The sequence below is a fragment of the Enterobacter sp. UPMP2052 genome, assembly GCF_053709675.1.
The window spans coordinates 1,394,521-1,409,803 of sequence record NZ_JBSKJR010000001.1; the positions used below are offsets into that span (position 1 = coordinate 1,394,521).

General features: G+C 55.9%; 16 protein-coding genes and 2 tRNA genes. 7 read left to right on the forward strand and 11 right to left on the reverse strand.

The window, feature by feature from the left end:
• On the reverse strand, window positions 1-912 hold the full coding sequence (gene punR / locus ACWKX3_RS06440) for a DNA-binding transcriptional activator PunR (RefSeq protein WP_006174929.1): 912 nt from the start codon (window positions 910-912) through the stop codon (window positions 1-3).
• 114 nt (window positions 913-1,026) lie between these two features.
• On the opposite strand from punR, the gene punC reads away from it, so the two are divergent.
• A complete protein-coding gene (gene punC, locus ACWKX3_RS06445) occupies window positions 1,027-2,226 on the forward strand; it encodes a purine nucleoside transporter PunC (protein WP_088207417.1) in 1,200 nt (399 codons plus the stop codon).
• Between the two features lie 298 nt (window positions 2,227-2,524).
• On the forward strand, window positions 2,525-3,673 hold the full coding sequence (gene cfa / locus ACWKX3_RS06450) for a cyclopropane fatty acyl phospholipid synthase (RefSeq protein ID WP_058608945.1): 1,149 nt from the start codon (window positions 2,525-2,527) through the stop codon (window positions 3,671-3,673).
• A gap of 30 nt (window positions 3,674-3,703) precedes the next feature.
• Here the strand turns inward: cfa and ACWKX3_RS06455 are convergent, their stop codons facing one another.
• Window positions 3,704-4,345, reverse strand: a complete 642-nt coding sequence (locus tag ACWKX3_RS06455) for a riboflavin synthase (RefSeq protein WP_006174926.1) — start codon at window positions 4,343-4,345, stop codon at window positions 3,704-3,706.
• 225 nt (window positions 4,346-4,570) lie between these two features.
• On the opposite strand from ACWKX3_RS06455, the gene mdtK reads away from it, so the two are divergent.
• From mdtK to ACWKX3_RS06470, 3 genes are all read left to right on the forward strand, one after another.
• Window positions 4,571-5,944, forward strand: a complete 1,374-nt coding sequence (gene mdtK, locus ACWKX3_RS06460; protein WP_058608946.1) for an MdtK family multidrug efflux MATE transporter — start codon at window positions 4,571-4,573, stop codon at window positions 5,942-5,944.
• A 153-nt stretch (window positions 5,945-6,097) separates the two neighbouring features.
• Window positions 6,098-6,174 (forward strand) — tRNA-Val (locus ACWKX3_RS06465).
• A gap of 4 nt (window positions 6,175-6,178) precedes the next feature.
• Window positions 6,179-6,255: transfer RNA gene (locus ACWKX3_RS06470), tRNA-Val, on the forward strand.
• A 411-nt stretch (window positions 6,256-6,666) separates the two neighbouring features.
• On the opposite strand, the gene ACWKX3_RS06475 is transcribed toward ACWKX3_RS06470, so the two are convergent.
• Both ACWKX3_RS06475 and glgS read right to left on the reverse strand, forming a co-directional pair.
• Window positions 6,667-6,897 (reverse strand): hypothetical protein, encoded by a 231-nt coding sequence (locus ACWKX3_RS06475; protein WP_141114467.1) that lies wholly within the window; start codon window positions 6,895-6,897, stop codon window positions 6,667-6,669.
• An 8-nt stretch (window positions 6,898-6,905) separates the two neighbouring features.
• On the reverse strand, window positions 6,906-7,106 hold the full coding sequence (gene glgS / locus ACWKX3_RS06480) for a cell surface composition regulator GlgS (protein WP_454541477.1): 201 nt from the start codon (window positions 7,104-7,106) through the stop codon (window positions 6,906-6,908).
• Between the two features lie 244 nt (window positions 7,107-7,350).
• Here glgS and ACWKX3_RS06485 point away from each other — a divergent pair, with 244 nt between their 5' ends.
• The gene (locus ACWKX3_RS06485; protein WP_454541478.1) at window positions 7,351-8,946 is read left to right on the forward strand and encodes an FAD-NAD(P)-binding protein; all 1,596 of its coding nucleotides are present in this window, start codon (window positions 7,351-7,353) and stop codon (window positions 8,944-8,946) included.
• A 28-nt stretch (window positions 8,947-8,974) separates the two neighbouring features.
• Here ACWKX3_RS06485 and ACWKX3_RS06490 read toward each other — a convergent pair whose 3' ends face one another.
• Complete coding sequence (locus tag ACWKX3_RS06490; RefSeq protein WP_088207428.1) at window positions 8,975-9,610, reverse strand: carbonic anhydrase; 636 nt, start codon at window positions 9,608-9,610, stop codon at window positions 8,975-8,977.
• A 71-nt stretch (window positions 9,611-9,681) separates the two neighbouring features.
• Window positions 9,682-10,464 (reverse strand): MBL fold metallo-hydrolase, encoded by a 783-nt coding sequence (locus ACWKX3_RS06495; RefSeq protein ID WP_454541479.1) that lies wholly within the window; start codon window positions 10,462-10,464, stop codon window positions 9,682-9,684.
• 125 nt (window positions 10,465-10,589) lie between these two features.
• Here ACWKX3_RS06495 and ACWKX3_RS06500 point away from each other — a divergent pair, with 125 nt between their 5' ends.
• Complete coding sequence (locus tag ACWKX3_RS06500) at window positions 10,590-10,730, forward strand: hypothetical protein (RefSeq protein ID WP_003857665.1); 141 nt, start codon at window positions 10,590-10,592, stop codon at window positions 10,728-10,730.
• Between the two features lie 48 nt (window positions 10,731-10,778).
• On the opposite strand, the gene ACWKX3_RS06505 is transcribed toward ACWKX3_RS06500, so the two are convergent.
• The 5 genes from ACWKX3_RS06505 to ACWKX3_RS06525 all read right to left on the reverse strand — a co-directional run bounded on the left by ACWKX3_RS06505 (window position 10,779) and on the right by ACWKX3_RS06525 (window position 15,199).
• Window positions 10,779-12,185, reverse strand: a complete 1,407-nt coding sequence (locus tag ACWKX3_RS06505; protein ID WP_153689578.1) for a DUF1996 domain-containing protein — start codon at window positions 12,183-12,185, stop codon at window positions 10,779-10,781.
• A 173-nt stretch (window positions 12,186-12,358) separates the two neighbouring features.
• Window positions 12,359-12,568 (reverse strand): fumarate hydratase FumD, encoded by a 210-nt coding sequence (fumD, locus tag ACWKX3_RS06510; protein ID WP_014831602.1) that lies wholly within the window; start codon window positions 12,566-12,568, stop codon window positions 12,359-12,361.
• Between the two features lie 106 nt (window positions 12,569-12,674).
• Complete coding sequence (locus tag ACWKX3_RS06515; protein ID WP_006174916.1) at window positions 12,675-13,487, reverse strand: MetQ/NlpA family ABC transporter substrate-binding protein; 813 nt, start codon at window positions 13,485-13,487, stop codon at window positions 12,675-12,677.
• Window positions 13,488-13,515: 28 nt separating this feature from the next.
• Complete coding sequence (locus ACWKX3_RS06520) at window positions 13,516-14,184, reverse strand: methionine ABC transporter permease (protein ID WP_058608951.1); 669 nt, start codon at window positions 14,182-14,184, stop codon at window positions 13,516-13,518.
• On the reverse strand, window positions 14,177-15,199 hold the full coding sequence (locus tag ACWKX3_RS06525; RefSeq protein WP_454541480.1) for a methionine ABC transporter ATP-binding protein: 1,023 nt from the start codon (window positions 15,197-15,199) through the stop codon (window positions 14,177-14,179). The genes ACWKX3_RS06520 and ACWKX3_RS06525 overlap by 8 nt, the downstream gene beginning before the upstream one ends.
• Between the last annotated feature and the right edge of the window lie 84 nt (window positions 15,200-15,283).

Genomic DNA, 15,283 nt, shown 5'->3' on the forward strand with positions numbered 1-15,283 from the left:
CTACGCTGGCGCCCGTAGCCACTCCCGGTTCAGCGTTTCGCTGTCTCCCAGATAATCCAGCAGCCAGGCCATGGCAGGCGATACGTCGTTCTGCTGCCAGGTGAGGCAACAGGCTGCATCCGGGAACGGGTTTTCCAGCTGCAGGGCAACCCATTCACCGCTGTCGATCCTCGGACGTGCAAAGTGGACGGGCACCATCGCCACGCACAGGCCCGCCGTCAGGCAGGTGGCAGACGACTCCCAGTCAGGTGCCACCACGCGCCGCTGGTTGTCCAGCAGCCAGGTGATGCGTTTGGGCAGCGAGCGCGAGGTATCTTCCAGCACCAGCGACGGCCAGTTGCGCAACGTGTCGTCACTCAGCGGCCCTTCCAGCGCGGCCAAAGGATGATGGCTGGCGACCACGCAGGTCCAGCTCAGCATGCCCATATCCCGAAAAGCGTAACGTCCCCCAACGGGAATAGCCTGCGTCGCGCCGATAGCCATCTCAACCCTGCCGTCCGCCAGCGCATCCCAGACGCCGTTGAACACCTCCTGCGATACCCGCAGCTCAACGTCCGAGAAATGGCGATAGAAATCCACGATCATCTGCCGTGTGCGTTCGGGCTTCACAATGTTGTCTACCGCAATGGAGAGATGGCCCCGCCAGCCGTTGGCGATCTGTTGGCACTGCTCGCGGGTGATCTGCATTTTTTTGATGACAGAACGTCCCTCCTTGAGAAACCACGCCCCCGCAGGCGTTAACACCACGTCGCGGTGCCGACGCTCAAACAGCGGCACCGCCAGCCACTCCTCCAGCTGGCGCACGGTATAACTGACCGCAGAGGGAACCCGATGCAGTTCCTGCGCGGCTCCGGTAAAACTGCCGTTACGCGCCACGGCGTCTACAACTTCAAGAGAATAATCAGACCACATTTTCTGCCTGCAAAAAATTTGAATGCACTTACCAAATATTAGCGTTTCACAAGCCGCTTTGCACTCCCTACACTCTGCGCCAATTAACACCTGCCTCCTCAGGAGAAAAAAACAATGCAACCCAGGAACGGATTTTTAGTCTGGCTCGGCGGCTTAAGCGTGCTTGGCTTTCTGGCAACCGATATGTACCTCCCTGCTTTCGCCGCGATGCAGGAAGATTTGCAGACGCCTGCCGCCGCCATCAGCGCCAGCCTGAGCTTATTCCTTGCGGGCTTCGCCATCGCACAGCTGATGTGGGGGCCGCTCTCTGACCGCTTTGGCCGCAAGCCGGTGCTGTTACTCGGCCTGGCGATTTTTGCCGTAGGCTGTCTGGGGATGCTGTGGGTACGTGATGCCACCTGGCTGCTGGTGCTGCGCTTTATTCAGGCGGTGGGCGTATGCGCGGCAGCGGTCACCTGGCAGGCGCTGGTGACCGACTACTACCCGGCCTCGCGTACAAACCGGATTTTCGCTACCATCATGCCGCTGGTCGGCCTGTCGCCGGCCCTTGCTCCGCTGCTGGGCAGCTGGATCCTCGCCCATTTCGACTGGCAGGCGATTTTCGCCACGCTGTTTGCCATTACGCTGGTGCTGATGCTGCCCGCCTTTGCGCTTAAGCCGGCCCATAAAAAAGCCACGCACGCCGATGCGAAGCCCATCACCTTTATCTCCCTGCTGCGCACCAAAGCGTATCGCGGTAACGTCCTGATTTACGCCGCCTGCTCTGCGAGCTTCTTCGCCTGGCTCACCGGCTCACCTTTTATCCTCCACGATATGGGCTATAGCCCGGCGGCCATCGGTCTGAGCTACGTTCCGCAAACTATCGCCTTCCTGGTGGGCGGCTACGGCTGTCGTGCGGCCCTGCAGAAATGGGACGGACAACAGATGCTGCCCTGGCTGCTGGCGCTCTACACCCTGAGCGTGGTAGGCACCTGGGCTGTCGGTTTCATTCCGGGCGTGGGGCTTGCAGAAATTTTGATTCCTTTCTGCGTGATGGCCGTCGCCAACGGCGCAATTTATCCTATCGTGGTGGCGCAGGCGTTGCGTCCGTTCCCGCAGGCCACCGGCCGCGCGGCGGCGCTGCAAAATACCCTGCAGCTGGGGTTATGTTTCCTCGCAAGCCTCGTGGTTTCCGCGCTGATCGTTACCCCGCTGCTCACCACCACCAGCGTGATGCTGTTTACCGCTGTGCTGGCCGTCATCGGATATCGCATACAGTCTTCTGCCTACCGTGAGCAGGCCAGCCGCGCGCAGGCAGACGCCTCCCAGGCATAATCGCATGGGAAATTATGTTGCATATCAGTGATTAGGTTGCTAAGAATTTTCTATTGAATCACCAAATTTTGAGGCCTATACTAAATTTGGTTCGATAAATACGATAAATATTAAGTGTTAACGGGAGCCGGAGTGCTCCCGTTTTACCATGGAAGGCATTTCGGCAAGGGTTATCTCCCTTCCTCTGTTCTACGTCGGATACTAGCCTCGCGGGCATTTACCGTGAGATTTCTCACAAACCATAAAAAGCGTCTACGCTGTTTGAAGGTTCTGATCACAGCAAGGTGATGGAGAAGCTATGAGTTCATCGTGTATAGAAGAAGTCAGCGTTCCGGACGACAACTGGTCCCGGATCGCCAGTGAACTGTTGAGTCGTGCGGGCATCACTATTAACGGGTCCTCCCCTTACGACCCTCAGGTCAAACATCCCGACTTTTTTAAACGCGTCCTGCAGGAGGGATCGTTAGGCCTGGGCGAAAGCTATATGGATGGATGGTGGGATTGCGAGCGGCTGGATATCTTTTTCACCCGCGTTCTACGCGCGGGGCTGGAGAACCAGCTTCCTCGACACGTTAAAGACACGCTGCGCATCGCCTCCGCCCGCCTGTTCAACCTCCAGAGTAAAAAACGGGCATGGATCGTTGGCAAAGAACACTACGATCTTGGCAACGACCTGTTCAGCCGTATGCTCGACCCCTTCATGCAATATTCCTGCGGCTACTGGAAAAAGGCGACCACGCTTGAAGAGGCGCAGCAGGACAAATTGCGCTTAATTTGTGAAAAACTGCAGCTTGAACCCGGCATGCGCGTACTGGATATCGGCTGCGGCTGGGGTGGTCTGGCGTACTTTATGGCGAAGCATTATGGCGTTAGCGTTGTAGGCGTCACCATCTCTGCCGAACAGCAAAAGATGGCGCAGGAACGCTGCCAGGGTCTGGATGTCGATATTCGTCTGCAGGATTATCGCGATCTTAATGAGCAATTCGATCGAATCGTCTCGGTCGGAATGTTTGAGCACGTAGGGCCGAAAAACTACAAGACCTACTTTACGGTAGCCGATCGTAACCTGAAGCCGGACGGTATCTTCCTGCTGCATACCATTGGCTCGAAGCGGACCGACAACAACGTTGACCCGTGGATCAATAAATACATCTTCCCGAATGGCTGTTTGCCCTCTGTACGCCAGATAGCCAATGCCAGTGAATCTCACTTTATCGTGGAAGACTGGCACAACTTTGGCGCAGATTACGACACCACGTTAATGGCATGGCACGAACGCTTCCAGGCGGCCTGGCCGGAGATTGCCGACAACTATTCCGAACGGTTCAAAAGGATGTTCAGTTATTATCTGAATGCCTGCGCAGGGGCATTCCGGGCGCGTGATATTCAACTGTGGCAGGTGGTATTTAGCCGCGGTATTGAACACGGCCTGCGGGTGGCTCGCTAAAAAAATAACCCCGGAAGCCCGGGGTTATTTTTATTCTTCGTCAATCGCTTTTATTATCGCCGCTTCCTTTGCCGCCAGCACGCGTTCAACGGTATCGACGACCGCCTGGGTTTGCGGATCAATTTCGATATTCACGCGATGTCCCAGTTTTTTTGCGCCCAGCGTCGTACGCTGCAGCGTCTCCGGAATTAAATGCACGCAAAAACGCGTCGGCGTGACCTCACCCACCGTCAGACTGATCCCATCAATGCCAATAAACCCTTTGTACAGGATGTATTTCATTAATGCCGGGTCCTGAACTTTAAACCAGATTTGACGGTTATTTTCCGAGGTAATGATTTTGGCGACCTCGGCCGTGGTCATGATGTGGCCTGACATCAGGTGCCCGCCAATCTCATCGCTGAACTTCGCGGCACGCTCAACGTTTACGGTATCCCCTACCGCCAGCTCGCCCAGATTGGTAATCCGCAATGTTTCTTTCATTAAATCAAAGCTGATGTGATTACCGTTAATTTCTGTGACGGTCAGGCAGCAGCCGTTATGCGCAATCGACGCACCGGTTTCGATGCCGTCGAGCATATATTCCGGCAGCTCAACAACGTGAGTACGAAAATTGGGTTTTTCATCAATAGACACCACTTTAGCGGTGCCCTGGACAATACCAGTAAACATGCCTGTAACTCCTGTTTTTTCCGGACGGTGGTGACACCGTTTAATCCCAACACAATAACAGTTGGAAAAACAGGTTGCCAGCAGTGTGCTTTTTCTGGCTATTTTTTCACTAGATAATTAGGTAAACCCCGCTACAATAGCTGGCATCCCCCTTCATTTTCTTTTTGCTGCCCGTTATGGCGGCTTTTTTAGTCTCTCAAATAACAACAATTCAAAGGTGTTCACGTGCAGAAGTACATGATTGAAGCGCGTCAGTTATTGGCACTGGCTATCCCGGTGATCGTCGCGCAGGTTGCCCAGACAGCAATGGGATTTGTCGATACGGTGATGGCCGGTGGCTATAGCGCCACCGATATGGCCGCCGTGGCTATCGGGACCTCAATTTGGCTTCCCGCGATCCTTTTCGGCCACGGACTGCTGCTGGCGCTGACCCCGGTGATCGCGCAGCTGAACGGTTCAGGCCGCCGCGACCGTGTGGCGCACCAGGTTCGCCAGGGGTTCTGGCTGGCCGGTTTCGTCTCGGTGCTGATCATGGTGGTGCTCTGGAACGCGGGGCATATCATTCGCGCGATGCAGAATATTGACCCCGCTCTGGCCGATAAAGCCGTCGGATATCTGCGCGCGTTACTTTGGGGTGCTCCGGGCTATCTCTTTTTCCAGGTCGCGCGTAACCAGTGTGAAGGGCTGGCGAAAACCAAGCCCGGCATGGTGATGGGCTTTATCGGCCTGCTGGTGAATATTCCGGTGAACTACATCTTTATTTATGGCCACTTCGGGATGCCTGAGCTCGGCGGCGTCGGCTGTGGCGTCGCAACCGCGGCGGTGTATTGGGTGATGTTCTTTAGCATGCTCACCTTTATTAAGCGGGCGCGCTCGATGCGTGATATCCGTAACGAGCAGGCATTCAGCACCCCGGACTGGCACGTGGTAACCCGCCTCATCCAGCTCGGCCTGCCCATTGCCCTGGCGTTGTTCTTCGAAGTCACCCTCTTTGCGGTCGTTGCCCTGCTGGTTTCACCGCTTGGGATCGTAGACGTTGCCGGGCACCAGATTGCGCTGAACTTCAGCTCCCTGATGTTCGTTCTGCCTATGTCGCTGGCCGCCGCCGTGACCATTCGGGTGGGCTTCCGTCTGGGGCAAGGTTCCACGCTTGATGCGCAAACCGCCGCACGAACCGGGCTGGGCGTTGGCGTCTGTATGGCCGCCTGTACGGCGCTCTTTACCGTGGCGCTGCGTGAGCAAATCGCCCTGCTCTATAACGACAACCCAGAAGTGGTCATGCTTGCGTCTCATCTGATGCTGCTCGCGGCGATTTATCAACTATCCGACTCCATTCAGGTGATCGGCAGCGGCGTGCTGCGCGGATATAAAGACACGCGCTCGATCTTCTTTATCACCTTTATCGCCTACTGGGTGCTGGGTCTGCCGTGCGGCTACGTGCTGGCGTTAACCGATCTGGTGGTGGATCGCATGGGGCCTGCCGGGTTCTGGATGGGCTTTATCATCGGTCTGACCTCCGCGGCCATCATGATGATGTTGCGTATGCGCTTTCTGCAGCGTCAGCCTTCGACGGTCATTTTGCAGCGCGCTGCACGATAAATCTCCGGTAGCCGCCCGCCGGCGGCTACTTTCTCTTCACTTTGCGCGGTAATGAAGCAATCGCGTGAAATCAGAGAGAAAAATGCATTTTCCCTCTTGCCACCTTGGGGCTGTGCCGCTAATATTCGTCCCCGTTGTCACCGACAACACGTTGCGTTCATAGCTCAGTTGGTTAGAGCACCACCTTGACATGGTGGGGGTCGTTGGTTCGAGTCCAATTGAACGCACCACTCTGCGTCTGTAGCTCAGTTGGTTAGAGCACCACCTTGACATGGTGGGGGTCGATGGTTCGAGTCCATTCAGACGCACCATTCTATTATCCCTCTGTAGTTCCTCATTCTTTCATCTAACTTTTATGTGCCCAAGAGCATTTCAGGCATCATGTTTCGCTATAGCATCGTCACTTCTCAACTGCCTTTTAATCTCGCAGTCGCTCTAAATCTTGTTGCATCAACGTTCCAGCGTAATGTCAACCATTTCAGCTGGTTACAGGTGTACGACGTGGTAAAGCTGTCACGATTCCGGGCCGATGATCTGTCCCCAAATGGGTGAGGCCACAGGCCGGGTAATGCGGCAAAGGAGCCAATCCCCAGCAACGTACTAACGTAAGTTATTGGGGTGAGAGAGTGCAGCCAACGCATATGCATCTTGAAGTATGACGGGTAGAAAGTGAGCGCGAGGGGGGCCCTCTTCTTTCGTGGTTCATAATAACGGGTCCTGCGCTATTTACAGGTCAGCGTGAAGGTCGCCGTGGCGTTGGCCGTGCCTGCCGTTATCGCCGACGTGGTCTGGTAGTAGCACGCCTTAAGCTGTACCGTCTCAGACCTACCGTACGGCGAGGTGTAGTAGTACCTGCTCTGACTAAACGGCACCGCGCTGTCATCCGGTGCAAAGTAGAGCTGCAGGCCTCCTCCCTTTGCGGCCATATCACCCGGTGCGCTGTCCAGTTTCATTACGATTCTTACCGCAGTTCTTTTATCCTCGCCCGCTCGCCCTGCATTCGATAGAGTTCGTATCGCTCCCGAAACCATGCTTGTTGTTCATCACTCATATTGCCGGTCACGGCAGCAACATCAATCTCCTGGCCCAGGGCGTGCATACGGGCAAAACTGCGCGCCAGAAAATCAAAATTCTTCAGTGCGTGTATTTCTTGTCGGTTCATCGCATATCCCTCCAGTCATTGAATTTGCTGTTCAAGGTCATATGCTTTTCTGATTTCAGTATCCGCCTGGAAAAGATCGTTTTTTGAGCAATGCGTGCGCATTTGCTTGCCCGCCCTCTCATTTCCGGAATGCTTTACAAAGGCTATCGACACGCATGCTGTTCGGAATACTACGTCTCTCTCATTTTTATCCCTTTCTCCTGCTACGCTTTTCCTATAACAAAAAAACGCAGGAAGGATGTCGATGAAGAAGATCGCGATTATAGGCGCGGGGCCTACCGGTATTTACACCTTTTATTCACTTCTCAGGAGTCAAACCCCTCTCGCTGTCACCGTGTTTGAAAAAGCAGACCAGGCCGGTGTGGGCATGCCCTACAGCGACGAGGACAATTCGCGGCTGATGCTGGCTAATATCGCCAGTATCGAGATCCCGCCGCTCTTTATAACCTACCTGGACTGGCTCAGGACGCAAAGCCAGACACATCTCGCACGCTACGGCGTGGATAAATCGACGCTGCATGAACGACAGTTTTTGCCGCGCATTCTGCTGGGCGAGTACTTTCGCGACCGCTTTTTAGCCATTGTGCAAGAAGCGCAGCGCCGCGGATTCGATGTCCAGGTGCATGAATCCGCCCCGGTTACCGACCTTGATGTCCGGGAAGAAGGCGTGACCCTCTGCGTCAATGACGCCCCCTTTGACGATAAATTTGATCTCGCAGTTATCGCCACCGGCCACGTCTGGCCCGAAGACGATGAAGCATCAAAAACATTCTTCCCGAGCCCGTGGTCGGGCCTGATGGACGCCAAAATTCCGCCCTGCCGTGTCGGGATTATGGGCACCTCGCTTAGCGGGCTGGACGCGGCCATGGCGGTGGTGATCCAGCATGGACGCTTTGTTGACGACAGGTTCGAGCTGGACGACAAAAGCCAGGATCTGAAAATTGTGCTGATGTCGCGCACGGGCATTCTGCCCGAGGCCGATTTTTACTGCCCTATCCCCTATGAACCGCTGTCGATCCTGACCGACGCGGCTGCCGAAGCCGAAATCGCAAAAGGCCCGGAGGGATTGCTCGACCGGATTTTTGCGCTGATGGTCAGGGAACTTGAACAGGCCGACCCGCAGTGGAGCGAGGCGATTGCCCTGAATACGCTGGATCCCGATACTGTTTTTGATGCCTGGTTCGCCGATCGCAAACGTCACGATCCCTTCTCGTGGGCGGAGGATAACCTACGCGAGGTGGAGCGAAACAAACGTGATAAACGCACCGTTGCCTGGCGCTACACCGTCCTGCGACTGCATGAGGTGGTTCAGGAAGTGGTGCATCATCTGGATGACCGGGACGCAGAACGATTCAAGCGGGGGCTGGCGCGGGTGTTTATTGATAATTATGCGGCCATCCCCTCTCAGTCGATTCGCAGGCTGCTGGCCCTTCGGGAAGCGGGGATCATCAGCGTGCTGGCGCTTGGCGAGGATTACGACCTGGATATCGGGAGCGATCAAACCGCCATCAGAACCGGCGAGACCACCTACCGCTTCGACGTGTTCATTGATGCTCGCGGGCAAAAGCCACTCAAGACGAAGGATCTGCCCTTCCCTTCGCTGCGCAAACAGCTGCTGGCAACGGGGGATGAGATACCGGACGTTGGAGAGGACTATACCCTGCGCGCACCCGAGGCGCTTCGCGGGCGGATTGCGTTTGGAGCGATACCGTGGCTCATGCACGACCATCCCTTTGTTCAGGGGCTGGCAGAAAGCGCAGAGATGGGTGAAGCGATGGCAAAAGCGGTGTCGCAACCGGCAGTGCGATCGCGCAAGAAATTGCAGTTTGTAGAGAACTAACAGGGCTTCCGTGCCCTTTGATGGCTGATTACTCGAAGAACACGCTCGGGTTTTCAGACAATGACACGAAGGTTTTGGTGTCTTTATCAAGGGCACGAATATCGCCGCTCTCGATATCATACACCCAGCCGTGCAGGCGAATGGCGTTGTTGCGCAGACCGACCGCCACCGACGGGTGGGTTTTAATGTTGCTCAGCTGGGCAAAGACGTTTTCCTGCACCATCGCGTTCACTTTATCGATCGGGCGCTCCCAGCTTTTCTTCTCGACGACCGCTTTAGCGGCATCGGAATAGCGCAGCCAGTGCGAAACGGCAGGCATTGGCTCCAGGTTGGCGTTATCGGCAATCGCCTTCATTGCACCACAGTTGGAATGACCGCAGATCACGATGTCGGTTACGCCCAGCGCCACAACCGCATACTCAATCGTGGCAGACACGCCGCCAGGCTCTGGCCCGAACGGCGGCACGATGTTGCCAGCATTACGAATGACAAAAAGCTGTCCCGGCTCTTGCTGCGTAACCAGTTCCGGGACCAGACGGCTGTCGGAGCAAGAGATGAACAGCGCTTTGGGATTCTGACTGGACGCTAAACTGCGGAAGAGCTCTTTACGTTGCGGGAAAATCTCTTTTTGAAAGCTGAGAAAACCTTCAATGATATGTTGCATAGCCATTTCTCTTTTATCTGTTTTAATTTAGGTATGATCGCGATCACACGCGTAAAGTTAACCACCGCGCTTTACTTCAGACAAGCAATATATTTCTGGCCCGACCGCTGCACAATCTCATCCGCTTTCGCCAGTACGTTCTGCCCTTCAAACGCGCCATAAAGGCGCTGATAACGTTTGCCCTTCAGCCGGTCCGTCACCTGCGCTACGGTTGCGGCAGGCAGCGGAAGCATGTTGGGGTAGCTCCACATAAACGAGACGGCGGTTTGACCCGGGGTGACCTGAAGAATGTCCCCGGCCAGTAAAACCCCGTCGCCGTCCTGCCAGTGCAGTACCGTGCCTCCGGCAAAGTGACCGCCAAGGCGCAGAAGCGTGACCGACGGCGCGATCTCCAGTGCGTCGCCTTCCCAGAAGTGGAGCGCCGGGCTGTCGCGCATTACCCATTCGCGGTCGCTGGCATGGAGATAAACCGGGGCATCAAAGGCCTCGGCCCAGTCCTGCATCGTCGTGTAGTAATGAGGATGCGAGATCGCGATGGCGCTGATGCCGCCGAGTGCCGCGACCAGCGACCGGGTAGCCGGATCAAGGTTCGCGATGCAATCCCAGAGAATATTGCCGTGGGCGGTCCGCAACAGGAATGCCCGCTGGCTGATGGCAAATGCCGGAACGGTTTTCAGGGCCAGCAGCTGCGGCTCCAGCTGCTGCCATTTGTTAGTGTGCGTTGCGGTTACGCTGTCAAAATCCATCCACGCCTGCCCGGTAGCCGGAACGTACTGGCGTTCATCTTCGCAAATCGGGCATCTGTCAGGCTGGCGATCGTAAGAGGTGCCGCAGGTTTTACAGAGCGTAATCATCAGGTTTCCTCAGCGATAAACCACTGAGTATGGCAGGGATTATCCTTATGTGCTGCACGGTACATTGCAGGCGCATTTTGCCCTATACTCTGCCAGTATCAAAAACTGAACCAGGCAGGTGTCCTATGGAAATTGATCTCGATAACTTAGTGTTTAACGGGCTGGATGAAGCAGAAGAGCGTAACGCGGAACGTCTTGATGACGCGGACAAAAAGGCCCAGGCGATTGTCGCCGACGATGACTGCGGCGACGCCTGCAAGATCTAATGAGAAAGCACCGGTGACCCGGTGCTTTTTTTATTGTCGTTTCATCCCTTAATTTTCAGGGACGTGCTTGAATCCGCTCAGCATTAACATGATGCTCTCGTCCGACGAGGCCGGCTGGAACTGATAGTGATTCCCCTGCCGATCGCCCCCGATATACCATGAAATTTCCGTTTTGCCTTCGGCCAGCGCCTTGCGTACGGCTTTGTCCACATCGACCATGCGATACTCACGCGAATGGTTTAGATAGAGCACGGCATCAGACCGGTAGTTACACGCCGGGCGCGAGGTCCAGCGCACGGTAGCCGGATCCCAGTCATTGCTGGCCGGGTAGAAGAAGATCTGATCGGCACCGTTGGTCTCAACCTTCCCGCCGAAGATCCGCACGCGATACTTGAACTGCGAGGCGTCCTGGCCTGCTGGCAGCGGTGGGATTTTAAATTTCACCAGCGACAGGGTTTCGGCGTTGCGGGTGCGCCCGCCGTTCTGCCAGTTATCCTGAACCAGTAGCACCTGCGGCGCAGGCTGGGACGCGTCAGGCTCCTGGCTGCTAAGCCAGACGTTCGCTTTCGGTATGGAATAGCCGTAAGGCACGGTGGTACCGCAGTCCATTCCCCGGTTCATACACCGGTCAGTCATAAAACGCGCCCCCTCTTCGGTCCAGCCGTTCATAAAGTCGGCATGGGCCGTGTACAGGCTGCCCCAGCGCTCCTCACGCTCGTTACCGTGCATGATCGGGTCCATAGACAGTTGCACTTTTGTGGTGTCCAGGGAGGTGATGGTCGGGAGCACCCAGGCCACGTTCATATTGACGGTGGGGATCTTCACCGGGAACCCGCTCGGGCAGGCGCCTTTGATGTCGTAGGTGGCATTTGCGAGGCCGTGAACCGGCTTCAGGTTGACGCCATCCCAGCAGTTCGGGAACTGAATGCCAATATTAAACTGTACCGCATCCTTCGCTTTACGCAGGCCGCACGTTTCCCCCACCTTGTTGCTGTAGCCTTTGCCGTTCGCGCAAAGGAACGTGATGTGTGGGTTGGGCGCCGCGCCGTGGTGGTCTCCCGCCAGCAGCGACAGCCCCGCCGGGAAAGGTGAAAGCGGCCAGGTATCGACGTGTGAGGCCTGATAGTAGGTTTTTTGGTAGGCCGGTTTCACCACCGTGCCGTCCGGCAGGCGCAGCGACGGCACCCAGTAGGCCGAGCTGTCGGCTTTGTTATCGCAGGTTGTCTCTTCGTGCTGGCGCAGCGTTTCACGGGTAGAGGCCGCGTCGGTTTGCCTGTTGCCAAAGAAGTCGTGCAGCATGGCCTGGTTGGGCATGCCGTACATCATGATCGCATCGTCGCCGAGCGTGTGGGAATAACTGCACACCACGTGCGCCTGGGGGGCAGCATGAGCGGCGTGCATGGCAAACAGTAAAGCGGGGGCAGAAAGGGCTGTAGTGAGCGTGGTCCGTTTCATCATTTTCTCCATGAAATGAAAGGACCTATTGGTAACAAAAGCCGCCTGATTCACCGAGCGATTCACCGCCCGTTTTTCCGCGCCAAAGTGCTTTACACGGGCGTTTTAGCCCAGTTCAGGGCCAGGTTGCGCGCGGCGCCGTTCAGCGTGCGGGAACCACGCCGGGACAAACCTCAGCCGGCCAGGGCTTTCACCACTGTTTCCATCGCCTGGGTGGTCAGTTCGCTGCGTTTCACGCGCTGGTTTGCGAGTGCGGTACGCAGCACGCCGGCAATCACAATATGCTTCGGCTCCTGGCCCAGATCGCGCATCTCAAGAACGACCTTCCCCACCACCCGGCACATCTCCTGATACAGCGCTTCGTCTTTGGTCACATTGCCCATCGTCATCACTCCGTTGCCCTAAACGGCCAGCTTAAATGATTCATCGGCTGGATACAAAAAAAGCCCGGCGAGACGTTCACCGGGCTTCATCTGTTTAATCAACGCATCAGTTATTAACGGGGATCACCGCGCCTTTATATTTGGTGCGGATCCAGTCCTGAATCTCTTTGGAGTGCAGCACGTCCACCAGCGCAACGATATCTTTTTTCTTCTCGTCACCGCGATGCACGGTGATGATATTGGCGTACGGGTTGTTCTCACCGCTCTCGACTGCAATCGGGTCGTGAACCGGATCAAGGCCAGCATCAATAGCGTAGTTGGCGTTAATCACCACCGCCGCACCTTCGTCGTTGTTGTACATCTGCGGCAGCAGAGAAGCTTCTACGTTAGGCGTAAACTGCAGCTTTTTCGGGTTCTCCACGATATCGCTGATGCGCGCAGTCACTTTGTCGATGCCCGGCTTCAGCTTGATCACGCCCTCTTTCTCGAAGATGGAGAGGATGCGCCCCTCTTCAGACACCGCGTCGCGCATGATAATTTTGCCGCCTTCCGGCAGATCCTTCAGCGATTTGTATTTTTTCGAGTAGATGCCGATTGGCTCAATGTGGATTGCGCCCGCGCTGACAAAATCGTAATCCTTGTCGCCCGCGTGATCTTTCAGCACGCTGTTAAGATAGGGAATGTGCTGGAAGTAGTTGGCATCGATGTCGCGTCCCGCCAGCGCGGTGTTAGGCAGAATGTAGTCCTGGAACGGCTTGATCTCCAGATCGATACCCTGCTTCGCCAGGATCGGCTTCGCCTGCTCCAGAATTTCAGCGTGCGGCGTGTTGGATGCGCCCACGGTCAGCGTATCGGCCCACGAGGCGAAGCTCAGGGCGCTCAGGGTGGCGGCGGCGATCAGCGTCAGCGTTTTTTTCATGATGATGGTTCCTGTGTGTTATTAGAGATTATCTTTTGTCTAAAAGTGAAGTAATGACATCGCCGCAGAACTGGATAATGAAAACGATGATCAGAATGGTCACCGTTGCCACCAGCGTGACGTCACCGTGGTTGCGCTGGAATCCTTCCAGATAGGCCAGGTTTCCCAACCCGCCGGCACCAATCACTCCCGCCATCGCGCTGTAGCTCACCAACGCGATGAGCGTCACTGTGATACCTGAAACCAGTGCGGGTGATGATTCCGGGAGTAAAACCCGAAACACTAACGTGCTCAGCCGGGCGCCCATAGAACGCGTGGCTTCGATTACCCCTTTGTCCACTTCGCGCAGGGCAATCTCAACCAGACGCGCATAGAAAGGTGCCGCGCCAACAATCAGAGCAGGCAGCGCCGCGTTGGCCCCGAGAATGGTGCCGACAATCGTTTTCGTGAACGGGATCAGCAGAACGATCAGAATAATGAACGGGATAGAGCGGAACACGTTCACCACAATCGAGATCACGCTGTAGACCGTACGGTTCTGAAACAGCCCGCCGCGCGCGGTTAAAAACAGCGCCAGGCCGAGCACGATGCCCAGCACAAACGTCGCCACCCCGGACAGCGCCGTCATGTACAGGGTCTCCTGGGTTGCAGACCAGAGCTGGTCCCACTTCAGATGCGGAAAGAGATTCTCAGCCATGCTTCACGACCTCGCCTTCAATATCGCTGTGCTGCAAATCGGCGAGGATATTGTTCAGTTGTTCATCGGATGCCACCACGTGCACCCACAGTTGTCCAAACACCCCGTGGGCGGTTTGGGTCATTTTTCCGTGCAGAATATTAAACGGCAGGCCGTAGCGCAGGGTCAGTTCGCCCACAACCGGACGGTGCGTGCTGTGCCCGGTGAAGGTCAGCCTGATCACCGTGCCCTCCAGCGCGTTCGCCAGTTCGGCATTGAAGCTTTCATCCTCGGCATACTGGCTCACCTGACGGACAAACTGTTGGGTAATCGGTTGCTGCGGATGCGTAAAGACGCTCAGGACCTCTCCCTCCTCCACCACTTTGCCGTTTTCCATCACCGCCACGCGGTCGCAAATTTTGCGCACCACGTGCATTTCGTGGGTGATCAGCACGATGGTCAGCTTAAAGCGGCGGTTAATGTCCGAAAGCAGATCGAGGATCTGATCGGTGGTCTGCGGATCAAGCGCAGAGGTGGCCTCATCGCACAAGAGCACGTCAGGGTTATTCGCCAGCGCACGGGCGATGCCGACACGCTGTTTTTGACCGCCGCTCAGCTGAGACGGATAGGCATTTTCGCGCCCCTTCAACCCCACCAGCTCTACCAGTTCGGCCACGCGAGCCTTGATCCGGGCTTTAGGGACACCCGCAATTTGCATCGAAAAGGCGATATTCTCATTCACCGTACGCGACCACAGCAGGTTGAAGTGCTGGAAAACCATGCTGATTTTCAGGCGTGCCTGTCGCAGCGCTTCGCCTTTTGCGGCGGAAATATCCTGCCCGTTGATGATCACGCTACCGACGCTTGGCTTTTCAAGGCCATTGAGCAGGCGAATTAAGGTACTTTTCCCCGCGCCGCTGTAGCCGATAATGCCGTAAATTTGGCCCTGCTCCACCGTCAGATTGACGTTATCAACCGCCGTGAGCGCCACCTTTCCGTTGTCAAAAATCTTCGAAATGTTCCTGAGTACTATCATTCTTATTCTGATCCGTTCCGCATTTGGCGGTTTAGCAGTATGGATGTCCAAAAGAGAGTAAACAGCCGTTATCAACTTTGAAAT